Below are 24,881 nucleotides of genomic sequence, written 5' to 3'. Positions count from 1 at the left end.
GAGAATGGGGGCGGTTGCCGCGCGCGTCCTGTAGGGGCCGCTGTCTGTCCTGTTTCCGGCCGCCGGGTGTCGTCCACGTGCACCGCAGGTGTCATCGCCGCTCGACGCGCGAAGATTGCCGGGCCACGATAATCTATCTGTAAGTCGTTGTGGTTCTTATGAATTAAGCGATTTGGGACGACGATCAGTGCCAGGGCTTGATTCACGCTGCATTCGTGCTGCCGCTTGCCCTCTTGGCCTTCGCCTGCAGGAGGGTGACCATGACCGCCTCGACAACCCGGATCAGCCGTGCTGATGACGCCGTGCTCGCGGATACGCTCACATTCTTGTCCGACGCCGATATCGCTACGGTGCTGGCAGGTCTCGCGCCGAGGCTCACCGCTGCTCAGCGCGTCGCGGTGGCCGCGCACGGCGTTCTCGAGCACGTCGCCATGCTGATCTTTCCTACGTCCGTCGACGAGTTGATAGATGAGCTCAGTGAGCGCGGGCTGCTTGTTCGCGGTCCGGCGCCGAGTGTGGTGGTCCGCGATCGGCTCAGCCGCCGGCACGGGATCGCGGCCGACCGGTTGCCCGTCGCGATCGTGCAGGTCCGGGTGCCCACGGTGGACTCTTGCGAAGTCGAACTGTTCGTATTGTCGGACTTGGCCGGGGAATATGCCGCGCTCGCGGACCGTGAGCGGGCCGAGTGCAACGAATGGCATGTCGCGATCCAGGTGGGGTCCCCCGACCACGTCGTTCTGGATGGGCTGCGCTCACTGCTGACCGGCCCCGGGGCGCTGGTCGCCGACGGCGGCGGCTATAACGACAGGGAGGACTGTACGGTCCTGTATTTCCGTGTCGCCGAAGGGGATCGACTCTCCAACCCCTACCGATACCACCGGCTGGAACTGCGATCCGCGGGTCATCACGGCGAAGCCCTCGCCGCACACCTGGCGGCCCTCACCGGCCCGGCCGAGCAGTTGTTGCGGCTCATGACCGGGGCGTGGACCACCCAGGCCATCGCGGTCGCCGTCGAATCGGGCCTGGTCGATCACCTGCCCGCGCCCGGATCGGCCGTCGTGTCCCGCTCGATCCCGGAACTGGCCGGTCGGCTCGGCCTGGATCCGGACGGAGTGGCGCGTCTGCTGCGCTACCTCTGCTCGTGCGGACTGGTTGCCACGGTCGGCGACACCTATGTCCTGACCGAATCGGGCACGCTGTTGCGCAGCGATAACACCCGGTCCATGCGCGCCTTGGCATTGATGTACGGCGGACCGTTCTATCAGTCCTTCGCCAACCTCGGCGAGGCGGTCCGCACCGGCCGCGATGCGTTCGAATCCCATTTCGGGCAGCACCATTTCGATTACTTCGCCGCGCGCCCGGCCCTGGCGGAGCTGTTCGACGCTTCGATGGCCGCCAGCACGGCGATGTTCGAGCCGATCCCCGAGTTGCTGGACCTGACGCGGGCCGAGGTCGTGGTGGATATCGCCGGGGGCACCGGCGAGTTGCTGGGACGCATCCTGGCTGGGGCGCCGCATCTGCGCGGGGTGCTGTACGAGCGCGCGCACGTGCTGGATCGGGCTCGTGCCCATCTGGACCGGATCGAGTGCGCGGACCGATGTGACTTCGTGGCCGGTGATTTCACGCAGTCCATACCGGGCGGCGGTGATGTGTATCTGTTGTCGCGGGTCCTGCACGACTGGGACGACGAACAGTGCCGGACCATTCTGAGCCACTGTGCCGCGGGCATTTCGGAGGGCGGATGGCTGATGCTGGTGGAACGGCTGCTGCCCGAGTCCGGTGAAGCTTCACTGGCCACGGCCTGGGACCTGCACATGCTGTGCAATGTCGGTGGTCGCGAACGTACCGCCGGGCAATACGAGAACCTGCTCGCGGCAGCGGGATTCGAACTCGTCTCGGTGTCCGCGCTGCCGTTGGACGGCAATCTGCTGCAAGCCCGGCGCCGGCCGGACGCCCTCGGGCATGAGCGGATCAGCACCGGAATGTGACCACCCGGGCCAGGTCGATGCCTGGTGAGCACGACCGCACGGCGAGTGCGGAGATCTGATCGAGGATGGAAGGTTCATGGCGATCTCAGCCGACGATTATCTGATCGATGCCGCGGTCGGCGGGGAACGACAGCAGTACCGGACCCTCGGCGACATCTTCACCACAACCGCCGACGCACGCGGCGACAGCTCGGCCGTTCTCGTCACCGGTGCGGACTCCGCAGTGGACGTCACCTCCCTGACATGGTCTCGATGGCAGGCCGAATCCCGTTCTCTGGCAGTGGGTTTGCGGCAGATGGGCATAGGCCGCGGTGATGTCGTAGCGGTCCAGCTGGCGAACTGCTGGGAGTATCTCCTCGCCCATGTGGCGATCGCCGATCTCGGCGCCGTGCTGCTGCCGCTGCACTCCGGCTACCGTGGCGCGGATCTGCGCGCGCTGCTGGATCGAGCGGGTGCTCGGCTGGTGATCGGGCCGGTCGACTCGGCGGATGGGCTGCCGCCCCGGCTGGCGGTCGGTGATCCCGGGGCCGCTGTATCGGCCGGTGCGCGATCGTTCGCGACGCTGCTTCGCGAATACGAAGGGGCCGTGCCGGATTCGGCCGGGGTGGACCCGGACCAGCCGTTCGTGCTGATGCCGTCCTCGGGGACCGTCTCGGGCGTGCCCAAGCTGTGCCTGCACAGCCACGGCGCGCTGCTGGCCAATGCCGAGCGTGTCGTCGAGGCCGGCGTGCCGCCCGCGGACGACGTCGTGCTCAGCGCCAGTCCGTTCAGCCATCTGTTCGGACTGCTCTCGATTCATACGGCCATGCTGACCGGCGGCAGACAGGCGATCCTGCCTCGATGGGACGCCGCGGCCTGCCACCACCTGGCAGTTCGTTCCGGCGTCACTCGGTTGTTCGCGGTCCCGGCCCAGCTGCGCGATCTGGCGCATCGGCTGGACGCCCAGAGCGACCGGCTGCCGCTGCGGGAGGTGCGCACCGGCGGCGCGGCGGTGCCGGGTTCGCTGGTCGAGCGGATTCGTGAGCTGACCGGCGCCACGATCATCCTGCAGTGGGGCATGTCCGAACTCGGCGCGGGCACGGTGACCGATCCTGGCGACCCGCCCGACACCGCGGTCCGCACCATCGGACGGCCGCTGCCGGGTAGCGCCGCCCGGGTCGTCGACGACTCGGGCCTGATCTGTCCGGACGGTGTGACAGGCGAATTCCAGTACCGCGGACCGCACCTGTTCCGCGGGTATCTCGGCGAGCCGGAACTCACCCGCGCGGCCCTCACCGCCGACGGCTGGTTGCGCACGGGTGATCGCGCGAGCCGAAACACCGATGGCACCTTCACCTTTCAGGGACGCGACGCCGAGGTGCTGAACATCGGCGGGGTGAAATTCAGCGCCTCGGAGATCGAGGGACTGCTCAGCGATCTGCCGCAGGTGGCCGCCGCGGCGATCGGACCCCGGCCCGACGAGCGGCTCGGTCAGTACCCGTGCCTGGTCGCGGCTTTGCGTCCCGGCGCCACCCTCGACCTGCCCACTGTCCGTGCCCATCTGCTCGCCAAGGGCGTCAGTGAATTCAAGCTGCCGCTGGAACTGCTGCTCGTCGACGAGGTTCCGGTCACCCCCACCGGCAAGATCGCCCGCACGCCGCTCACGGCACTGCTGCGGCGCGAGGCCGAGTCTCAGCCCGCCATCGGACCCTGGCTGACCCGAATGACCGGCCTATCCGAGGACGAGCGCATCAGTGCCGCAATGGATGTGATCGCTGAGCGACTCGCGGAACTGCTCCCGGACGCCGCCGGCTCCGCCGATCTGGCGTTCCGCGAGGCCGGGATCGACTCGCTCGGCGCGGTCCGCTTGGCCCTCGCCCTGTCCGAAGCCACCGGCCTGGACCTGCCGACCACGGTCCTGTTCGATCACCCGACCCCGCGAGCCCTGGCCGAGCATCTGGTGGAACTCGCTGGCGGCCGGGATGAGCGGGAGCGAGTCTCGGCTGGGCGTGCGGTGGAGTCCATGGTTGGTGGGGGAGACCCGGGGCCGCCTCCGGCTGGGCGTCTGGTGGAGTCCGTGGTTGGTGGGGGAGAGCCGGAGCGGCCTCCGGCTGGGCGTGTGGTGGAGTCCGTGGTCGGTGGGGATGTGCCGGAGCGACCTCTGGCCGGACGTCCTGTGGGCCTCGCTGGCGGCCGGGATGAGCCGGGGCGGGCCTTCGGCACGTCCGGGGCGGGGTCTCTCGATGATCCGATCGTGATCGTCGGGATGGGCTGCCGGTTCCCCGGCGGGATCGACTCGCCGGATCGCTTCTGGCAGTTGCTTGCCGACGGGCACGATACCCGCGGACCCTTTCCCGGCGACCGCGGCTGGGATCTGCGCCGGTTGCGGCATCCGGACCCCGCCCATGCCGGTCGCTCGGCCACCCATTACGGCCATTTCCTCACCGGCGCGGCCGAATTCGACGCCGAATTCTTCGGTATCGCACCCCGGGAGGCGATGTCGATGGATCCGCAGCAGCGCCTGCTGCTCGAAACCACTTGGGCGGCAGTGGAAAACGCCGGCATCGACCCGGCGTCGCTGCACGGGAGCGCCACCGGGGTCTTCGTGGGCCAGATGGCCTCGGACTACGCGCCGCGGGTGGACCGGGCGCCCGGCTACTTCGACGGGTTGGTGCTGACCGGGAGTGCGTCGAGCGTGTCCGCCGGGCGGATCTCCTACGCCCTGGGCCTGACCGCGACCGCGCTCACCGTGGACACCGCCTGCTCCTCTGGGCTGGTCGCGGTGCATCTGGCCGCCCACGCGCTGCGGCGTGGCGAGTGCGCGCTCGCGCTGGCCGCGGGGGCGACCGTCATGACATCGCCCGCCTCGTTCGTGGAATACAGCCGCCAGGGTGCGCTGGCCACCGACGGACGCTGCAAGCCGTTCGCCGTCGGCGCCGACGGCACGGCCTGGGGAGAAGGGGTCGGGGTGCTGGTACTGGAACGGCTGTCCCGGGCCCGGCGGCACGGGCACCCGATTCTCGCGGTGATCGATGGATCCGCGCTGAACCAGGACGGCGCGAGCAACGGGCTGACCGCGCCCAACGGCCTGGCTCAGCAGCGTGTGCTGCGCGCCGCGCTGGACGCCGCCGGCCTCACCGCGGACCGGGTCGATGCGGTCGAGGCGCACGGCACCGGCACACCCCTGGGCGACCGGATCGAGCTCGGGGCCCTGAACGCCGTCTTCGGACCGGGCCGGGACCCGCGGCGGCCGTTGTTGCTGGGGTCGGTCAAATCGAATATCGGTCACACCCAGGCCGCGGCCGGTATTGCCGGAATCATCAAGACGGTCTTGGCTTTCCGGCACGAATCGTTGCCGCGCACCCTGCACGCGGCGGGCGAAGGTCCGGTGCTGCCGCTGCACGAGCACACCCCCTGGCCGCGTTCGGATCGGGTTCGCCGCGCTGGAGTGTCGGCGTTCGGGGTCAGTGGGACCAATGCGCATGTGATCTTGAGCGAACCGCCCGTGCGGGCCGCACTCACGCACGACATCGCAACCGGCGCACCGGAATCGATTCATGCGCCGGTCGTGCCGTGGGTCCTGTCCGCGCGCAGCGCCGCGGCACTGCGTGCGCGTGCGGCGCAACTGGTTGCGCTGGCCGCGACCGGCGAGCCGGTGGCGATCGGTCACGCACTGGCGAGCACCCGCTCGACGTCGTTCGACCATCGTGCGGTCGTGCTCGCTGGACAGCCCGGCGCCACGGCGAGCGCGCTGCGAGCGATCGCCGACGGGGAGCCGTCGCCGGACGCGGTGTACGGGCGTGGGCGAGCCGATCGCCGCGTGGTGTTCGTCTTTCCCGGGCAGGGTGGGCAGTGGGAGGGGATGGCCGCGGAACTGCTGGCGGAGTCCGAGGTCTTCGCCCGGGCCATGGCCGAATGCGACCGGGCGTTGGCACCGCATATCGACTGGTCGGTGACCGCAGTCTTGCGCGGCGAGGCCGGGCAGCCAGCCTTGGAACGGGTCGAGGTCGCGCAAACCGCGCTGTTCGCGGTCATGGTGGCGTTGGCCGAATTGTGGAGTTCGCTCGGGGTGCGACCACATGCGGTGATCGGGCACAGTCAGGGCGAGATCGCCGCGGCCCATGTGGCAGGCGCGCTATCGCTGGCGGATGCGTCGAGGGTGGTGGCCCGGCGAGCGAGCGTGATCGCCGAACTGCCCGCCGGGGCGATGGCCGCGGTCGCGCTGCCCAGGTCCGAACTCGCCGCGCGGCTGGCCGCGTACGACGGTCGGCTGTCGGTCGCGGTGGACAACGGACCCCGCGCGACCGTGATCTCCGGTGAGGCCGAGGCGCTGGCCGACCTGACCGCCGAACTCGGTGCGCGCGAGGTGCGAACCACCCTGCTGCCTGTCGGTTACGCATCGCACAGTGATCGGGTGGAGGCCGTGCGGGACAGGGTGTTGTCGGAGCTGACGGGACTCACGCCCGGCCAGGCCGGGATCCCGTTCTTCTCGACCGTCACCCCCGGCCGGTTCGACACCACCGGTCTGGACGCGCGGTACTGGTACCGGAATCTGCGGCAGCCGGTGGAGTTCCGGTCCGCCGTCGAGGCCGCGCTCGATGCCGGCTACACCGATTTCATCGAGATCAGCTCGAATCCTGCTCTGGTACAGCCGATTCTGGAGATTACCGAGGCGCGAGGCAATGCCGCGACCTGTGTCGGTAGCCTGCATCGCGGCGAGGGGAACCTGCGGCGTTTCCTGCTGTCCGCGGCGCGGGCCTATGTGTCCGGTATCCCGGTGGACTGGCGAAAGACGTTCACCGGCAATGATCTTCCGAGGGTGGAGCTGCCCACCTATCCGTTCCAACGGCGTCGGCACTGGTGGCCGGACTCGATCTCGGCGAACGGTTCCGATCTGATCGTGGCGGATGGTCCTGATCGGGTCTCAGCGAACGGTTCCGATCTGATCGTGGCGGATGGTCCTGATCGGGTCGCGGCGCTTGGTCCCGATCCGGTTGTGGCGGATGGTTCCGGTGCGGTGGACGATCCGGCCGCCCCTTTTGCTGCCACCGGTTCGGTTGCCGCCGAACAGCTTCCGGATATCGAGGCCATGCTGGACCTGGTCCGCGAGCACGCGGCGATCGTGCTCGGACACCGTGACGGCGCCGAGATCGACCCCGACGACATCCTGGCCGCGCGCGGTGCCGGTTCGATGGTTCTGGTCGAACTGCGCGCCCGCCTGGCGACCGCGCTCGACCGGTCGCTACCCGTCGCCGCGGTCTTCGACAACCTCACCCCTCGCACTCTGGCCGAGTACCTGTGGCGAACCCGGGGTGTACCGGCAGCTGCCGGAAACCAGGCGCGGGAGCGGCTGCCGGACAGCTTCGAGGCCCTCTACCAGCAGGCCTGTCGGACCGGGCAGGGCCGAATCGCGCGGGACCTGCTCATCGCCGGTGCGGGCCTGCGGGCACGGTTCACCGTCGCCCAGGCGCCCGGCAACGCCCCCGAACCGCGGTGGCTGGTATCGCCCGGCGAGGACACCGGGCCGGTGCTGGTGCTGTTCCCCTCGTTGCTGCCGATGTCCGGGCCGCACGAGTACGCCGCACTCGCCCCGGTTCTGGGCGAGCACCGACCGGTGCTCGCACTACCGCAACCCGGGTTCGACTCCGGCCGGCCGCTGCCCGCTGACCTGGACGCGCTGGCCGCCGCGCACACCGTCGCGCTGGACCGCAGCCTCGGAACACGGCCGGTGCTGCTGGGTGGACACTCCTCGGGCGGCCTGGTCGCGCACGCCGTGGCGGCGCGGCTGGAGTCGCTGCGTCGTCCGGCCACCGGACTGGTGCTGATCGACAGCTACTGGCCCGATCCGGAATTCATGGACACGGTACTGCCGGATGTGCTCGTCCGAGCGGCCGGCGGCTCGGCGCCGAACCCGCCGATGGGTGTCGACCGCCTCACCGCCGTCGGTGGTTACCTGTCTGTGTTCAGCGGCTCGCGGCCCGAACCGCTCGCCACCCCGACCCTGCTCGTGCGCGCGGCGCAGACGAGTGCGGAGTTCGGCGCGGCGGCCGGCTGGCCGCATCCGCACACCGCTGTCTCGGTTCCCGGAACGCACTTCACCCTGCCGTCCGAATGTGCCCGGACCACCGCCGAGGCCGTGATCCGATGGTGCACAACCACCACCGGCCAGCACAGCAGATCGGAAGATATCCAGCCGTGACGACGACGTTCGACAGCACATTCGCCGTGCTGCGCCAAGCCCGCGCCGAACTAGATGAAGGGCGCTCGCCCTACTCGATCATGCATCGCCTGCCGCCGGATCCGTCCGAGCGGCCGCTGATCGTCGGCGACCCGGCCGGGCTGCGCAGCTTGCTCGAGTGGTGTGCGATCACCGATCCCCGTCTGTTCCACGCCATGTTCCTGCACCACTGCATGACCATCGGCAACGCGCTCGATCAGGGCGCCGACGCCGCGGACATCGCGGCCCTGGCGGGTGGGGCGCGGATCGGCGCGGCACTGATGAACGAGGCCGGGCGGGGCAACAGCGCGGCCGCGATCCGCACTACGGCCGCCTATGATCCGGCGACCGGCGAATTCGTCCTGCACACGCCGGATTCCGGCGCGGCGAAGTATCCGCCGAACGTCGCCGCGAGCGGGGTGGCGCGGCTGGGTGTCGTCAGCGCGCGGCTGTCCGTCGGCGGGACGGACCGCGGTCTGGCGCTGTTCCTGGTCGAGTTGCGTGACGAGCAGGGGGTGTGCCGGGGTGTGACGATCGAACCGCGGCCCGCGACCGCACTGCTGCCTATGGATTACGCGACCGTACGGTTCGACGGAGTCCGAGTTCCCTACCGCCGATGGCTGGCCGACGGCGCGTCCATCGCGGGCGACGGCTCCTTCCACGATCCGCTCGGCGATCCCGGGGCGCGTACCCGGCGCAGCATCGGCATGAGCCGTTTCTCCAGCGGCGCGGTCGCCGCCGGCCTCGCGGCGGTGGCGCGAGCCGGTACCGCGCTGGTCCTGGAGCGGGCCGGGCGCCGGATCACCAATGACCGCCTGGCCGGTGAGGTGCCCGCCCTGGCTCATCGCAACCAGCAGCGACTGGTGTTCGGCGCGGCGGCGGCCGCCTTGGCGGCCACCGTGGTCGCCCGCCACATGACCGGCCCGAGCTGGCACATTCCGCCGGGCGGCGGGCGCGGAACCGGTCCCGCGCCCGAGGTGTTCCGCGAACTAGGGGCAGGTAAGGTCGCCGTCGATCGCCTCGCCGACGCGGCGCTGACGGCATGCCGGTCCGCGGCCGGGATGGCCGGATTCTTCTCCGAGCACCGGCTGCTCGGCTATCAGGCGTTGACCATGGCGTTCCAGTCCGCGGGCGGGGACAACCGGCTCATCATGCTCGATGTGGCCTGGTCGATGGCCACCACCGGTGCGGGCGTTCCCGCGGAAGACCCGGCCGATGATCGCTGGATCCGGTTGTTCCGCGCCCGTGAGCAGCGCCTCTACGCCGAGCTGACCACCGGCCTGCCCGCCGCCGTCGACTTCGAGACCTGGAACGAGCGCACCGACCTCGCACAACGTTTCGCCGCGGCACACGCGGCCCGCACCACCGCCGAACTGATGCACGAGGCATGGCACGCACCCGATGTGGCCGAGGCGCACCGGTTGATCCTCGACCAGCTGTATCGGCTGCATTGCCTGACAGAGCTGGCCGCCGATGCCGGGTGGTTCCTGGCTCACGAATTGCTCACTGCCACAGAGCTTCTCGCACTCCCCGAGCAGGCGGGCGCGATCTGCGGCGGCCTGGCCGCCCACGTCGGCACGGTGGTCGAACTGCTCGATGTGCCCGCACAGCTGCTGGATGTTCCCGTGGAGCCGATCGAGTGACGCATGCGGCTGGTCGGGGACGAGCCAGCCTTCTGTCGCGAGGTTCGCGATAACCGCAAGACCGGGTAGCCCGAGGTCTCGTTCGGCCGTCGACCATTGCTCGGCGTCGCCGCGCGGCTGCTGGATGTTCCCACGGGGTCACTCGGGTGACGCGGGGTGTTCCGTCCCTGACGACCGCTGCCGTATCGGTCCCGTCCGCGCGACTCGAGTTGTGATCTTGGTAACGCATGGCGCAATATCACAGGATTCTCCGTTGCGGCTGGGCGGGGAGTAACACGTTCGACATTTGCCTGGGCATAGACTGGGCGTGCGTCGACGCCGTGCGGGAGAGTCCCGGGTTCGCCCGGGCGCCGAAGGAGCAACACCTCCCCGTCAATCTCTCAGGCACCAGGGACCGTGCGGAGCTAGGCGCCTCTGGAAAGTGATGGCCGCACACAATGCGGGTCGTCCGCCCATGGGGAAAGGGATGCGGGCCCGCGTCCTGAATCTCTCAGGCTTCCACGACAGAGGGGGAGGGCCCGACGTAGTCGACCCCGTCGACCGCCCGACCCCCTGGAGTATGCCGTGACCCGTTCTTTCGCCGACCGTCATATCGGCCCCGATCCGCAGGGCCTGCAACGGATCCTGGACGCCATCGGTGTACCGACGTCCGACGAGCTGGCCCGGCGCGCATTGCCCGCGGCGATCCTCGACGACCCGGCCGCCACGGGCCTGGACGTGCTGCCCCCGGCCGCCTCCGAGCACGAGGTGCTCGCCGAACTCGCGGCGCTTGCGCATTCCAACACCGTCGCCACCTCGATGATCGGCCTGGGTTACTACGACACGCTGACACCGCCGGTGCTGGTGCGCAATCTGTTGGAGAATCCGGCCTGGTACACCGCGTACACGCCGTATCAGCCGGAGATCAGCCAGGGGAGGCTCGAGGCGCTGCTGAACTTCCAGACCATGGTGTCGGATCTGACCGGGATGGATGTGGCGAACGCGTCCATGCTGGACGAGGCGACCGCCGCCGCCGAGGCGATGACGCTGCTGCATCGCGCCAACCGCGCGAGCACATCGCACCGGTTGCTGATCGACGCCGATCTGTTCCCGCAGACCCGGACGGTCCTGTTCACCCGGGCCGAACCCCTCGGCATCGAGATCGTCGAGGCGGATCTGAGTTCGGGCGCGCTGCCCGAGGGCCAATTCTTCGGCGTGCTCGTGCAGACGCCGGGCGCCTCCGGCCGCATCGTGGACTGGACCGAGCTTGTCGCCGCCGCGCACGAGCGGGGTGCGCTGGTGGCCGCGGGCGCTGATCTGCTGGCGATGACACTGATCACACCCCCGGGGGAGCAGGGCGCGGACGTCTGCTTCGGCACCACACAACGTTTCGGGGTGCCGCTGGGATTCGGTGGCCCGCATGCCGGATATCTCGCGGTGCGCACCGCGCATGCGCGGCAGCTGCCGGGTCGGCTGGTCGGGGTGTCGGTCGACGCGGACGGCAGCACCGCCTACCGGCTGGCGTTGCAGACCCGGGAGCAGCACATCCGCCGTGAGAAGGCGACCTCGAATATCTGCACCGCGCAGGTGCTGCTGGCGATCGTGGCCGCGATGTACGCCTCCTATCACGGTGCGGACGGGTTGCGCGCGATCGCGCGGCGGGTGCACGGGCGCGCGGCGGAACTGGCCGCTGGGCTCGGGGAAGCCGTTGTGCACCAACGATTCTTCGATACCGTGCTGGTTCGGGTGCCGGGCGGTGCGGAGGCCGTGGTCGGCAAGGCGCGCGGTCGCGGGATCAACCTGCGCTCGGTGGACGCCGACCACGTGTCGGTGGCGTGCGACGAGGCGACCACCGCCGCGGATATCGCCGTCGTATTGGAATCCTTCGGTGCCGCAACCGATTCGGGTGCCGCCGGGTCGGTACCCTCGATCGAGGACCGCCGCTCGGAATACCTGACCCATCCGGCGTTCACCCGATACCACACCGAGACCGCGATGCTGCGGTATCTGCGGCGGCTCTCCGATAAGGATATCGCGTTGGACCGCAGCATGATTCCGCTCGGCTCGTGCACGATGAAGCTGAACGCGGCCGCGGAGATGGAGCCGATCACCTGGCCCGGTTTCTCCCGCCTGCACCCGTACGCGCCGGTCGACGAGGTGCCCGGCATGCTGCGGGTGATCGAGGATCTGGAATCCTGGCTGACCGCCATCACCGGCTACGACCGGGTCAGCCTGCAACCCAACGCGGGGAGTCAGGGCGAGTACGCGGGGCTGCTGGCGATCCGCCGCTACCACCTGGATCGCGGTGACACACACCGGGATACGTGCCTGATCCCCTCCAGCGCGCACGGCACCAACGCGGCCTCGGCGGCGATGGCCGGGCTGCGCGTGGAGGTGGTGAAGTGCCGCGAGAACGGCGACGTCGACCTGGACGACCTGCGCGCCAAGATCGCCGACCACGCCGACCGGCTGGCCTGCATCATGATCACCTATCCGTCCACGCACGGCGTGTACGAGCAGGAGGTGGCGCAGCTGTGCGCGCTGGTGCACGACGCGGGCGGCCAGGTGTACGTGGACGGCGCGAATCTGAACGCCCTTGTCGGACTGGCCCGTCCGGGCCGGTTCGGCGGTGACGTCTCGCATCTGAACCTGCACAAGACCTTCTGCATCCCGCACGGCGGTGGCGGTCCGGGCGTCGGCCCGGTCGCGGTGCGCGAACACCTGGCGAAGTATCTGCCCGGCGATCCGCTGGAATCCGATTCGCACGCGGTATCCGCCGCGCGCTACGGTTCCGCCTCGATCCTGCCCATCACCTGGGCCTATATCCGCATGATGGGCGCCGACGGCCTGCGCCGCGCCACGCTGACCGCGATCGCCTCGGCGAATTACATCGCGCGGCGGCTGGATCCGCACTTCCCGGTGCTGTACACCGGTACCGGCGGGATGGTCGCGCACGAGTGCATCCTGGACCTGCGCGAGATCACCAAGCGCACCGGCGTCACCGTCGACGATGTGGCAAAACGCCTGGCCGACTACGGATTCCATGCTCCCACCATGAGTTTCCCGGTCGCGGGCACCCTCATGGTCGAGCCCACCGAAAGCGAGAACCTCGAGGAACTCGACGCCTTCATCGACGCGATGATCGCGATCAAGGCCGAGATCGACCAGGTCGCCGCGGGCGCCTGGCCGGTCGAGGACAGCCCTCTGCGCGGCGCCCCGCACACTGCCGCCTGCCTGGTCGGCGAGTGGACCCACCCCTACAGCCGCGAAACCGCCGTCTACCCACAGGGTCTGGCCTCGGACCGCGCGAAGGTCTGGCCGCCGGTCCGCCGCATCGACGGCGCCTACGGCGACCGCAACCTGGTGTGCAGCTGCCCGCCCCTGGAGGCCTACTCCTGATCCGTCATTCGCCGGGCATGAGCAGTCTCATGGCCTGTTCCACAACGCCATCGCGACCGACCACCGGATGGTCGGCGGCGATCACCCGGCCGCCGCGAGTCTCCCCGTCCCGCCGATCGATGTGAGGTAGCAGATGCACCCGTTCCGACGTGCCGTGGAAGCGCGCGATGTTCCGGCGATCGAGGAACTGCTCGCCGAGGATGTCGTGTTCCACAGTCCGGTCGCCTTCGCGCCCTATCACGGCAAGGCGATGACCGCGGCGATCATCCGGGGCGCGATGCGCGTCCTGGAGGACTTCCGGTATGTGCGGGAGATCGGCGATCCCGACGGGCGCGACCACGCCCTCGTATTCGAGGCGCGGATCGGCGACAAGCGCATCACCGGATGCGACTTCCTGCACTCCGGCGAAGACGGCAGGATCGATGAGTTCATGGTCATGGTGCGTCCGCTGTCAGGCGTCGAGGCGTTCGCCCGTGCCATGGGCGCCGAGTTCGACCGCATCGCCCGCGAGGCCGGCGCTCAGGAAGGGGCCGGGCAATGAGCCGCTACACGTTCGCGCGGGTCACGGTGTGAATACGAGCTTCGTGTACTCGTGGCCGAGTAGGGCCTCGATCGCGTCGGCGAAGGACACGACGCGGGTCGTCACCGGTGCGGGGTCGAAGCGTCCGGAAGCGAGGAGTTCGAGCAGTCGGGGCGCGTCCCGGCGAGCGTGGATACGCCCGGTGACGAACGTCGAGTTCATGGTGTACATCGACAGCAGCGGAAACGCCGGTCGCACGGCGGGATCGAAGTAGATCGACGTCGAGGTGCAGACGCCGTCTCGGCCCATCGATTCCAGGGCGAGCGTCAAACCCCTTGCCTCATTGGATGAATCGACGGTGATCGGGAACCGGCTGTCGAGTCGGTCCGGGATGTGGTCGAGCGTTTCGACGCCGTACGACTCCGCGATCCCGCGTCGCCGCACATCGTGGTCGATGTACAACACCCGTTCGCTGCGCAGGGCTTTCGCCTGTGCCGCGGCGTACAACCCGATCGATCCGGGGCCCGCGCCGCCCACGACGAGTACCGGCGCTCCGGGACGCTCGGCGAGATACGGCCCCACGGCGCGGAATCCGTCGGTGAGGTTGTCGGAGGCCCCGGCCGCGGTCTCGCTCGCCAGCCCGGCCGGCACCGGGATCAACATCGCATCGGCATACGGCACGTGAATCAGATCCGCGAGGAACCCGCCCCACCGAGTGCCCTGTGCCCCGAACCCGAATCCGTACGTCGACATCAGCGGCACCGTCAGGCAATTGCCCGTCCTCCCCGCCAGGCAGGCGGCGCAGACCCCGCAGTTGATCTGGAACGGCACCACCACGCGGTCACCCGGCGTGACACCGCGCACGCCGTCCCCCACCTCGACGACCTCGGCGACACACTCGTGCCCCAGCACGAACGGCGGCTGGAACGGCGAGCCGCCGAGCACGATCACGTCGTCGAGATCGCACGTCGCCACCGCCAGCGGCCGGACGATCGCCTCGCCGTCGCTCGCCAGCACGGGGTCGGCGACCTCGCGCCACTCCAGCCGATCCGGCCCCAGGAAGGTCACTGCGCGCATGACGAGACCATACCGTTCTGTATCCGTCTGTCGACGGATTGTGTCCGGGCTTTTGCCGCCGCCGGGACCCGTTGTGCGACAAGATGACAGATTCGGCGTGAAAGTGAACAACAGCTGAAATGACTTCTCGGGAGGGGGCCCGGTCGCGCAGGATAACGTCGGGAGATACGGAATCTTGACGGGGCGGCGCAGTGAACAATCTGATCGGCGGTCTCAATACCTTCGCGGCGGTCGTTGCGATCCTGACGTTCATCTGGCAATTCGCGGTCATCGGGCGTAAGAGCATCGGCTATCGGACGCAGATGGACACGCCGGTCACCGGCGAGGCGCCCACGATCATGAGCGCCTCGGGCGCCTCACCGGCCGCGATCCCGCTGGGTGAGCAGTTTCCCGATCTGAAGGTGCTCGCTCAGCTGGTCCCGAAGCCGGAGCCGGGGGAGACGGCGCTGGAGCTAGAGGACATCTCGATCGTGCTGATGCGTATCGAGAACAGCGGTATCACCTCGATAGACGAGGGTGACTACGCGACGCCCCAGAACCAGAAAGCCGGTCTGCACCTGCGATTTCCGGGACGCCGGGTGATCGGCATGGCGGTCACCGAGGTCAGCTCGGCGGGTGTGAAGGACAGCCTGGAATCCGATTCGGGCCTGGGGCCCGGCGAGGCGACCGAGCAGAACGGCGCCATCGGCATCATCGACCTGCCCAAGGTCAAGATGAACCGATCCGATCACTACAAGGTGCTGGCAGTGCTGGCGCGGGCCGGTTCGCGGGACTGGCCCTATGTCCGCAGGCGGGATCCGGTGCCGCGGTGGCTGCGCTGGGTGCCCGGCATCGACTGGTTGTACGCCCGCCTGCAACGTCCGCTGGGCGAGTCCGGGCCGTACTACCCGCCCGAGCTGAGCGGCGCGCTGCTGCGCGGCACCGTGCGCCATACCTACAGCCGCTCCCCGTCGCGGGCCGCGATCATCATGATCACGGCCCTGGTGGTACTGGCGCTCGGCGAGTTCTATGTGCTGTCCAACCAGAACATTCCCCGATTGGACTGCGAGGCAGGGCATCTCGCGGTAGTGGGGTCCACGGCATTCGGCCCGGTGGTGTCAGACGCGGCATCGTCGTACATGAAACTGTGCCCGGGAGCGAACATCTCGGCCGGATTCACCAGCACGCAGCAGGGGCTGCAAACGCTCAACGACGAGGGTGAGCGGGGCGGCGAGCGGCCGGTGTCGGACACGCTGGCGCTGGCCGACGGCGATCAGCTCTCCCGCGGACTGCCGGAGTTGGTCGCCCGCCCGATCGCGCTGGGATTGTTCGCGGTCGTGGTGAACGACAAGGCCGGCGTCGCCAATCTGGACACCGACCAGATACGGGATCTGTTCTCCGGGAAGATCACCAACTGGAATCAGATCGGCGGACACGATCTGACCGTCCATCTCGTCGGGCGTAATTCCGACTCCGGCAGCCGGGCCACGTTCGAGCAGCGCTTCCTGCCGGCAACCGGTGAGCGACAGGATAATTCGCACGACTGCCGGACCTCGGAGCGAGCGGGCGACACCAGCACCACACTGTGCCTGCGCGCGTCCACCGCGGACCTGCTCGACGAGGTGGCCGGTATCGACGGTGCGGTCGGCTATGCCGAACTGGGCATGTCTCTCGCCCGTACCGGCCTGACGGCCGTCAACATCGACAATTTCCCGCCGTCCACCGATATCGCCGTGCACCAAGGCTATCCGTTCTGGCAGACCGAATTCGCCTACACCTTCAAGGATCCGGGCGCCGACTCGCTGGCCGCCGGATTCCTGCGTTATCTCACCAACCAGACCGGCGCCGACATCATCCGCTCGCACCGCGACCTGCCCTGTTCCGCGCTGCCGAACCCCGTGCTGTGCCAGCCCGCGCGCTAGACGGTACGGATCAGGGTGCGGTGAGGGCGTTGTTGACGGCGGTGCCGAAGGCCAGGTCGTCCGAGGAGGCGAGTTTGGTGTAGGTGCCGCCGGTCTGTTTGGCGACGGTCTGCAAGGCGGTGGCGCCCTGGTTCCCCAGGACGATGACGTTGATGCGGACGGGGTGGGCCGGGTCGGTGGCGGCGGTGATGTTGGTGAGCAGCTGGTTACCGGCGCCGGCGGAGCTGTCGCCGGGGCCCGCGGTGATCAGCAGCACGGAATTGGTTCGGGCCGTGGCGAATCCGTTCACCGCGCTCTTGTAGGCGGCCTCCAGGGCCGGATAGGTGCTGTCGGAGCTGAAATTGGTGGGTGAGATATTGCCGAGGGCGCTGGAGAGTTCCGCGCGGTGCGCCTGGGACAGCGGCGCGGTCTTGGACACGATGTGATACGGGTCGCCGCCGAGCAGATTCTCGGAGCAGGTCCAGACGCCGACGCCGAAGCCCGGGGGCATGGTGTCCAGCGTGGAGCTGATCGCGCCGACCGCGTTGGTCAGTCGCGTCGTCGAGCCGTCGCTGGTGCCCATCGCCCCGGAGGTGTCGATCAGCACCGTCGACTGCACCCCGAGCACCGGATTGGCGAGTACCGAATGCACCTGTTCGAGAACGGTTTTGGCCGGGATCTGCACGGGCTGCGGCGGCGCGGCGCTGAAACCGGCGGCGGTGAACAGCTGCTGTTGCGCGGGGGTGCGCAGAAAGTCGGCGAACATGCCCGCCACGGTCTGCTGGGTCTGGTCGACCCACGTGCCGCTCAGCAGCGCGGCCGGATGGTCGGCGACCGGATTGGATCCGGTGGGCGCGTATTCGGCCAGTCCGCCCTTGGCGCCCAGTTGCTGCTCGGTGACGGCCACCGCGTGGATGGGCGCGCTCGCGGCGCCGGAGGTCGACGCGAGGGTGGTCAGTGCGGTGGTGGTGTCGGTGGCTTTCGGCGCGTTCTGCGCCAGCGTCGAGATCGCCGAGACGACCTGTCCGGAGTGTGCGGACTGATCGGTGAGCGGGTCGGAGCCGGAGACCGCCGAGCCGACCGCGGCGGCCGCGGCGAGGGTGTCGTCGCCGGTGGGCATGGCCATGCGCAGGCTGCCCCAGCTGCCCAGTCCGAGCTTGCTCAGCGAACCCTGTTGCAGGGTAGGCAGATCCGACCAGCCGACCTTGGCCGTCTGGAGCGCTTGGCGCAGCTGGGTGGGTACGGCCAGCACGATCGGGGTGACCGCGATCGGCATAGGGGTGCCCTGGATCACCCCGGGCACCCGCATCGCCTGGACCGAGCGCGAGGAATCGGGAATCCACAGCGCGGGCGGCGGCCCCAGGCGGGTGTCCCAGCTCTTCGCGGTGAACCCGGCGACCATCGCCGTCGAGGGCTGTACTGTCACCGCGATACTCACGCAGTGGTCGAGCACATGCTGTTTGGTGGCGTTGAAGCGATCGGCGGCCGCGCGTACCTCGGTGGCGACATCGGGATCGACGGTGACCGGCACGCTCGCCGGGCCCTCGACGCATTCGGCGGCGGCGGTACGGCTCTGCGCGGCCGAATGCCTGCCCAACCAGAACCAGCCGCCGACGGCCACTATGAGTAACAGCACGGCGACCACGGTGAAGATCAATCCCTTGCTGACGCCCCGTGAACCGCCATTGCCTCGATGTGTACCCACGACGGACAGTGTATGAGTACGCGATATCGGCCGCGCTTCGTCACCTGATCATTCGCGGTGCGAGACATCGGCCCAGGTCGCGGCGCTTCCATCCCGGCGGACCCCGCAGGCCGCCGGGACGGAAGCCGATTCAGTCTCGGATCAGCTTGCCGCGGTCGTACTCGTGGCCGCCCCAGACACCGGACTGGCCGGTGCGTGCCGCGAACTCGCCACACTGACGCCGGATGGGACACCCGGCGCAGATGCCGCGCGCGTAGTCGAAGTCCTGGGACGGGTACGGGAACCAGGCATCGTGATTCGCGTCACCACGGCAGGCGGCGGCCTGCCAGTCCTGGGCGTCCGAGAGCGGAAACAGATCCATCAGGGTCTGCTCCGCCACGGGAGTCTTCAGTGCGTTGGTCATATCGGATCCTTCCTTTCTCGGATCGTCAGGGTGCGGGGGTCAGGTCCTTCCAGACCCTCCGCTGGGCTCGGGCCATATCGGTGGGGGCCTTGGGCTCCCAGAGCAGCCGCATACCGGCCTCCTCGGGCGTGCGGTCCGCCTTGCGGGTGTTGCACGGCGCGCACGCGGCGATCAGGTTGGCCCAGGTGTTGGGTCCGCCCCGGCTGCGCGGGCGGATGTGGTCCACGGTGCGCGCCCAGCCGGCGCAGTATCCGCACCGGTTGTCGTCGCGCCGCAGCACGGCGGCGAGCGTGGCGCGGGACTCGTCGTGCACCAGCACGCGGTGCTCGAGGTACACGTACCGCAGCAGCCGAATCGTTTCGGGCAGTGCGATTTCCAGGTGCTTCGAGCGGATCGGGAAGTGCGGTTCACGCGCGGCGACGGTCTCCGCGGCGCCGGTGATGAGCAGCACCACGGCCCGTTCGGCGTCGATCTCGGTCAGCGCCTCGTAGGAGGCGTTGAGGACCAGCACGTCGGTGCGTATCCAGTTGTCGGAGTTGGGGGCAGCGTGGCGGAATGGCATGGGCGTCACCATGTTTTTCGTGAGGCGGGTCTGAGATAGGAAGCGGAGGAGGGAATCGGGCCGGGTTGCGGTGGTCGGGTGTGAACCGACGTCAGGCGAGCAACTCGACCTGTCCTGGTGACGCGAGGCGACCGGTCGCCGGACTCGCGTGCTCGCCGGACAGTCGCCGTGCGCCGCGGCAAAGCCGTTGTGATGTCGACATCGGTCACCTCCTTCCGGTACTCGCAGAACATCCGCCCGCGCCGAAACGCGGACGGTTACTTCATCGTTTTCATGGTGACACACCGTTACCGCGGTTGTCGGCTTATTTTTCGGCCATAGCGGGCGACGGATGTGCCAGGAGATGCAGCGTTGCCACGGGCGAATATATTCCCGGATATTTTCGGGACAAATCGGTTACAAGTGGAAAACCATGCGGATTCCCAGGCGTGGGGGCCTATACGATCGAACATACATACTCGCAATGGTGGCTCGGGGTTGGAGCTGGTGCCGCCATTGCGTCGTCGGTCCGTGGATTGGGGTGGCCCGTGTGGGCTCGGTGTGCTGTCGTCCTGGCTGTAATAGTTTCTTGCGGATCGCTGGCCGCCGCCGCGCAGGCGCAGCCGCCGAATCCGCCTCCGCCGAATCTCCCGGCGCTACCGTCGATCCCGTTGCCGCATGGTGTGGACGTGCCGGATCTGCAGCAGTGGATCGACGCCGTGGTACCGCGCCCGGCGCTGCCGGAATCGCAGGCCGCCGCGTCGTCCACGGCCGGCCACGCGGCGACAGATCCGGTGGCACTGCGTGATGCGGTGCTGCCCAGCCCTATCGGCGATCCGATGTTCGATCTGCGGCCGCCGAATCTGGCACAGCTCTCGCCCGGTGACATCGTCACCACGCGGGATATCACCGCGACGGCCGCCCCCCTGCTGACCGTGCCGGTGCAGCGGGTGGTGCAGTTCAAATACCGCACCACCGGAGCACACGGCGAGCCGTCCTACACCTCCGCCGCGCTGGTGCTGCCCGCCACGCCGTGGACGGGCACGGGCGAGCGGCCGATCCTGGTGAACAATCTGGCCATCGACGGGCTCGGCCGCCAGTGCAATCCGGGATATACGCTGTCGCACGGTCTTCAGCCCACGACGAATTCCGCGGATTATTTCCCGCCGCTGACCCAGCTGGCGACGCTGCGCGGCTACGCGGTGCTGATTCCGGACCACGAGGGTCCCGATATGGCCTATGCCGAGCCGTATGTGGCCGGTCATGCGGTGCTGGACTCGATTCGCGCCGTGCGCAAGCTGATGCCGGATCAGTTCGCCGCGAGCCGATTCGCGATGACCGGATATTCCGGCGGTGCGATCGCCACGCGCGCGGCGGCGGTGCTGATGAGTTCGTACGCACCGGAATTGGCGCCCTCGGCCCTCGGCGCGGCCATGGGCGGCGTGCCGGCCGACTACCAGATGCTCGCCAGGACGATGAACGCCAACCTGGCCAGCGGCGTGTTCATGGCCGCGATCTTCGGGATCGGCCGCGAACATCCCGAAATCCTGTCCAGCATGAACAATCTCGCGCTCCAGGTGGCGACCTCGTCGCTGCGCAACTCGTGCATGAACATCACCTCCCTGCCGGGTGTGGCCCAGCCGCCGCTGGATCTGGTCGCGAACGTCGTCGATCCGCTGCGCAGCCCGGCGGCACAGCGGGTGTTCCGTGAAACGGATATGTCCGGCCTGAAATCCGCTGTGCCGGTGATGATCTACAACGGCGCCCAGGATTTCTGGATCCCGGCCGCCGGTGCGCGGGAGCTGTACCGGCAGCAGTGCGCGATGGGCGTGCGGGGTATCTACCGGGACGAACTCGGCGAGCACTTCCTGGCCGGGGATACCGGCTGGCCGGATCTGGTCTACTGGCTCGACCAACGGTTGCAAGGGGTGCCCGCGCCCACCGAGTGCTGATGGCCGCGTTATCCGAGTGCTGACCTCGCCCCGTCATCCCGGCGTGCCGCGACTGGAGCAGCATCGTCAGCACGTCTCGCGCTCGCTCAGGCCGGGATCGGTTGCGGCACGGTCGATCAAGTCGGTCTCCACCACCGCGCGGTCGCATTCGATCGCCACCCGCAGTGAGGCGGTCGTCATCGACACCATGGCCCAGTCGCGCAGGGTTGCAACGGTCCTGGCTCGAGGACTTCGACCGCTGACTCGACGACAACAGTGGCCCGTACTTCGGCGACGGCCTGCCCGGCTGCGATGTGTCGCAGTGGCGGGCTCGGTCACGAGGGCGGCTACCGGCTGCTGGGCGGGTTCCGCGACCCTATCGGCTACTGGCGGAAATATTTGTCGGAATTCGACGAGCGGCGACTGAGTGAGACGGCGACGCTGCGCGTCTCACCACTCGTATTCGAAGGGCTGCCACGGTATTTCGAGCCCGCCCTCGTCGGGGCGGTTCAGGACTCGGCGGGGGAGCCCGATGCCGAGGGCTGGCGTGAGATCGCCCTGCCGATAGGGTCCGCGGAGTGGTCGTTACCGGAGATCCTGAGACTGGGATCGGGTGCGGAAGTGATGGGCCCCAAGGAGCTTCGCGATCGTATCGCCGGGCATACGGCCGAGATGGCGAGTAGATACCGGCGTTGATGCGCAGGTGTTGCGGGTTGTTCGAACGGGTAGTCGAACACGCGGGTGAAGGTCCCGGTAGCGAGCACATTACGGTTGTGGATACCGCAGGCTAACTGCTGGTGGGTGGTCTGCTGAACGGCGGATGAATTGCTCGTCCTCCGGTGGTAGGGGGGTGGCGGGAGGTCGAGACTGCAAGAGTGAGCGTAGAACTCATCGTCCTAGTCATAGTTATCGTCACCGCCCTGGGGTTCGATTTCACCAACGGCTTCCACGACACCGCGAACGCGATGGCAACATCCATCGCCACAGGGGCTCTGGGCCCCCGCACCGCCGTGGCCATGTCGGGTGTGCTGAACCTGGTGGGCGCATTCCTGTCGGTGCAGGTCGCCAAGACCGTCTCCGGAGGTTTGCTCAATATCAACAATGTGCACCACATGGCGTTACTACAGATCGTGTTCGCCGGCCTGATCGGCGCCATCGTCTGGAACCTGCTCACGTGGCTCTTCGGCATCCCGTCGAGCTCTACGCACGCGCTGTTCGGTGGTCTGATCGGCGCCGCGATGGCCGCACTCGGGGCCAGCGGGGTGATCTGGACCGGCAATCAGAGCACCGGTCTGATCAACAAGATCATCGTTCCCGCCCTGCTGTCGCCCTTCGTCGCGGCGATCGTCGCCGGTCTGGGCACCTATGTGATCTATCGGCTGAACCGCGCATCCGATGAAACGAAGATGCGCAAGGCCTTCCGGATCGGTCAGATCGGTTCGGCCGCCCTGGTCTCGCTGGCGCACGGCACCAACGACGCGCAGAAGACGATGGGCGTGATCTTCATGGCCCTCGTCGCGTACGGCACGTACAACAACCACGACGACATCCCGCTGTGGGTCAAGCTCTGCTGTGCGCTCGCCATCGCCCTGGGCACCTACCTCGGTGGCTGGCGAATCATCCGCACCCTGGGCAAGGGGCTGGTGGAGATCGACGCGCCGCAGGGCTTCGCCGCCGAGACGTCCTCGGCCGCGATCATTCTGACCTCGGCGCAGTTCGGGCTCCCGCTGTCGACCACACACGTCGCGACGGGCTCGATCCTGGGCACGGGCCTGGGCAAGCCGGGCGGGGAGGTGCGCTGGGGAGTGTTCGGCCGCATGTGCACCGCGTGGCTGATCACCCTGCCGGCGGCCGCGATCGTGGGCGCGATCTGCTGGGGGATCACCGATCTGGCCGGCGGCTTCCCGGGCGTGCTGATCGACCTGGTGATCCTGATCGCGCTGTCGAGCTACATCTACCTGCGCTCGCGCAAGAACACGATCGACACCAGCAATGTCAACGAGGAATGGGAGGACGGGCTCACCCCGCCGTCCGAACTCGATGAGAAGACCAGCGCGGCGGTCTGAGGAGCATAAGCATGCATACATTCGATGCCATTGTGAAATCGCTCGGCGAGGTCGTGCTGATTTCGGTGATCCTCGGGGCGGGCCTGCCCCTGATCTACGCGATCGGGGTACGGTTCTGGTCGATGGAGACGGCGACCGTGTCGGCGGATGGGACCGCCACGGCCGGCGGGCGCAATCCGATCGCGCAGGCGGTCGCTTACTTGTGCTTCGCGATCGTCATCCTGGCGGTGGTCGTCGGAATCCTGTACATCGCCAAGGATTTCATCAGCCACTCGTTCGACATCCAGTTGTTCGGCGCCAAGAAGAGCTAGGCGCCGCGAATCGGTGAACAGCGCTCCCGGACGTGATGAACGTCCGGGAGCGTTCGCGTGTAATTTCGTGGATGTCCGATTCACTCGGCTTGCGCATAATCCGTTGGCGCACAACGATGACAGCAAGGTTGCCGTGCGGCCCTCGGCCGCGCCATAGCGCTCCGGTACGCATCGGCGCCCCTTCCGTGTCGACCGACAGAACTGGTAAACGATGGCTTTATCCGAGGTACTGACCAAGATCGTCGAGTGGTTGCGGGAGGGATACCCGCACGGCGTGCCCGAGCACGACTACATCCCCCTGCTGGCGCTGCTGACCCGCCGTCTCGGCCACGGCGAAGTGATTCAGGTGATCGAGTCGCTCATCGAACACGGCGCCCTCCCCGCGGACCGCGTCGACGTCGGCGTGGCCATCACCAAGCTCACGCACGAGATGCCGCTGGAATCCGACATGGAGCGCGTCCGTAGGCATCTGGTCGCCAATGGGTGGCCGATCGATGACGACTGGGCGCAGAAGTAGGTCCAGCGCTTTTCGAGGGCCCTCGAAGGTGAATCCCCGTCGACCGCGACCGGGGATTCGGCATTCGTGCCGGAGAGGGATCAGCCCGATCCCTGCGCGTCCGCGGCCGAGCGTGCCCTGCGCGGAGGCATCGGCGGGCCGAGCACTCCCGTGGCGAGGTGTGAGCCGCGGCGGAGTCGGCCCGCGCCCAGGCCATCAGCTTGTGTTGGATCCGCGATATGCGGGCGCTCAGTGCTCGACCGGCTCCGATGTGCCGGCAACGGCCCTGAGTCGGTCGGCCCTCGCCGGGCAGGGCAGGCCGGTGAGCATATTCGTTGTGGCGCCGGTGATGACGGAGTCGAGTCGATTGCGGGTGTCGACCAGTTCGGTGATCTGGGTGTCGATGCGGTCCCGGTGTTCCGACAGCCGGTGGAGGAGTTCGGGTGTGGCATTGCCGTCGACGATGCACGGCGTGAGGTCGACGATCGCCTTGCTGGACAGACCGGCGGCGTAGAGCTGCTGGATCAGCAGGACATGATCGACCGTGCTGTCCGGGTAATGCCGCTGACCGCTGGGGCTGCGTTCCGGAGTGAGCAGGTGTTGCTCTTCGTAGTACCGCAGCGCGCGGACGCTGACACCCGTCCTGGCGGCGACCTCCCCGATGCGCATCGTGCCTCCCCGTGTGAAGCGGGTCACTAAACCTTGCCTCTGACGTCAACGTCAGATTCTAGCCTGATTGTACAGGC

16 protein-coding genes and 1 riboswitch are annotated in these 24,881 nt (G+C 68.3%); of the genes, 11 read left to right on the top strand and 5 right to left on the bottom strand.

All coding sequences use genetic code 11. The features are described 5' to 3' along the window. The first annotated feature begins 260 nt into the window (after positions 1-260). The 5 genes from JZ791_RS10780 to JZ791_RS10760 all read left to right on the top strand — a co-directional run bounded on the left by JZ791_RS10780 (position 261) and on the right by JZ791_RS10760 (position 13,746). On the top strand, positions 261-1,988 hold the full coding sequence (locus JZ791_RS10780; RefSeq protein ID WP_216894084.1) for a methyltransferase: 1,728 nt from the start codon (positions 261-263) through the stop codon (positions 1,986-1,988). A gap of 76 nt (positions 1,989-2,064) precedes the next feature. After that, the gene (locus tag JZ791_RS10775; RefSeq protein ID WP_216894083.1) at positions 2,065-8,166 is read left to right on the top strand and encodes a type I polyketide synthase; all 6,102 of its coding nucleotides are present in this window, start codon (positions 2,065-2,067) and stop codon (positions 8,164-8,166) included. Beyond that, positions 8,163-9,827 carry an acyl-CoA dehydrogenase gene (locus tag JZ791_RS46475; protein WP_216894082.1) on the top strand — a complete coding sequence of 555 codons (1,665 nt, stop codon included), beginning with the start codon at positions 8,163-8,165 and terminating at the stop codon, positions 9,825-9,827. The genes JZ791_RS10775 and JZ791_RS46475 overlap by 4 nt, the downstream gene beginning before the upstream one ends. A 313-nt stretch (positions 9,828-10,140) precedes the next feature. Further along, positions 10,141-10,234: riboswitch (glycine riboswitch) on the top strand. Between the two features lie 157 nt (positions 10,235-10,391). After that, positions 10,392-13,205, top strand: coding sequence for an aminomethyl-transferring glycine dehydrogenase (gene gcvP, locus JZ791_RS10765; protein WP_438804498.1), 2,814 nt, complete (start codon positions 10,392-10,394; stop codon positions 13,203-13,205). A gap of 133 nt (positions 13,206-13,338) precedes the next feature. After that, positions 13,339-13,746 carry a nuclear transport factor 2 family protein gene (locus tag JZ791_RS10760; RefSeq protein WP_216894081.1) on the top strand — a complete coding sequence of 136 codons (408 nt, stop codon included), beginning with the start codon at positions 13,339-13,341 and terminating at the stop codon, positions 13,744-13,746. 21 nt (positions 13,747-13,767) lie between these two features. On the opposite strand, the gene JZ791_RS10755 is transcribed toward JZ791_RS10760, so the two are convergent. Beyond that, positions 13,768-14,802 carry a zinc-dependent alcohol dehydrogenase gene (locus JZ791_RS10755; RefSeq protein ID WP_254205512.1) on the bottom strand — a complete coding sequence of 345 codons (1,035 nt, stop codon included), beginning with the start codon at positions 14,800-14,802 and terminating at the stop codon, positions 13,768-13,770. Between the two features lie 191 nt (positions 14,803-14,993). Between JZ791_RS10755 and JZ791_RS10750 the strand changes: the two genes are divergently transcribed. After that, complete coding sequence (locus JZ791_RS10750; protein WP_216894080.1) at positions 14,994-16,703, top strand: PstS family phosphate ABC transporter substrate-binding protein; 1,710 nt, start codon at positions 14,994-14,996, stop codon at positions 16,701-16,703. Between the two features lie 10 nt (positions 16,704-16,713). Here JZ791_RS10750 and JZ791_RS10745 read toward each other — a convergent pair whose 3' ends face one another. The 3 genes from JZ791_RS10745 to JZ791_RS10735 all read right to left on the bottom strand — a co-directional run bounded on the left by JZ791_RS10745 (position 16,714) and on the right by JZ791_RS10735 (position 19,352). Continuing rightward, complete coding sequence (locus JZ791_RS10745; protein WP_216894079.1) at positions 16,714-18,387, bottom strand: substrate-binding domain-containing protein; 1,674 nt, start codon at positions 18,385-18,387, stop codon at positions 16,714-16,716. 130 nt (positions 18,388-18,517) lie between these two features. Continuing rightward, positions 18,518-18,790 carry a WhiB family transcriptional regulator gene (locus tag JZ791_RS10740; RefSeq protein ID WP_216894078.1) on the bottom strand — a complete coding sequence of 91 codons (273 nt, stop codon included), beginning with the start codon at positions 18,788-18,790 and terminating at the stop codon, positions 18,518-18,520. Between the two features lie 25 nt (positions 18,791-18,815). Further along, entirely contained in the window at positions 18,816-19,352 is a 537-nt protein-coding gene (locus tag JZ791_RS10735; protein ID WP_216894077.1) for an HNH endonuclease, read from the bottom strand. Positions 19,353-20,002: 650 nt separating this feature from the next. On the opposite strand from JZ791_RS10735, the gene JZ791_RS10730 reads away from it, so the two are divergent. The 5 genes from JZ791_RS10730 (at position 20,003) to JZ791_RS10710 (ending at position 24,156) form a co-directional block, all read left to right on the top strand. Further along, positions 20,003-21,283, top strand: coding sequence for a lipase family protein (locus tag JZ791_RS10730; protein WP_254205511.1), 1,281 nt, complete (start codon positions 20,003-20,005; stop codon positions 21,281-21,283). Between the two features lie 291 nt (positions 21,284-21,574). After that, positions 21,575-21,958: a WYL domain-containing protein gene (locus tag JZ791_RS10725; protein ID WP_216894076.1), complete on the top strand. Its 384-nt coding sequence runs from the start codon at positions 21,575-21,577 to the stop codon at positions 21,956-21,958. A 179-nt stretch (positions 21,959-22,137) separates the two neighbouring features. Beyond that, positions 22,138-23,328, top strand: coding sequence for an inorganic phosphate transporter (locus JZ791_RS10720; RefSeq protein ID WP_216894075.1), 1,191 nt, complete (start codon positions 22,138-22,140; stop codon positions 23,326-23,328). An 11-nt stretch (positions 23,329-23,339) separates the two neighbouring features. Further along, on the top strand, positions 23,340-23,639 hold the full coding sequence (locus JZ791_RS10715) for a hypothetical protein (RefSeq protein ID WP_216894074.1): 300 nt from the start codon (positions 23,340-23,342) through the stop codon (positions 23,637-23,639). A gap of 211 nt (positions 23,640-23,850) precedes the next feature. Beyond that, positions 23,851-24,156 carry a DUF3349 domain-containing protein gene (locus tag JZ791_RS10710; protein WP_216894073.1) on the top strand — a complete coding sequence of 102 codons (306 nt, stop codon included), beginning with the start codon at positions 23,851-23,853 and terminating at the stop codon, positions 24,154-24,156. 228 nt (positions 24,157-24,384) lie between these two features. Here the strand turns inward: JZ791_RS10710 and JZ791_RS10705 are convergent, their stop codons facing one another. Continuing rightward, complete coding sequence (locus JZ791_RS10705; protein WP_216894072.1) at positions 24,385-24,804, bottom strand: MerR family transcriptional regulator; 420 nt, start codon at positions 24,802-24,804, stop codon at positions 24,385-24,387. Positions 24,805-24,881: the final 77 nt, after the last annotated feature.

Origin of the sequence: Nocardia alni, assembly GCF_019038435.1 — a bacterium.
GTDB classification, from domain to species: domain Bacteria; phylum Actinomycetota; class Actinomycetes; order Mycobacteriales; family Mycobacteriaceae; genus Nocardia; species Nocardia alni.
Note: the sequence above shows the minus strand (reverse complement) of the source record. Positions and strands in the feature narration are given on the sequence as shown.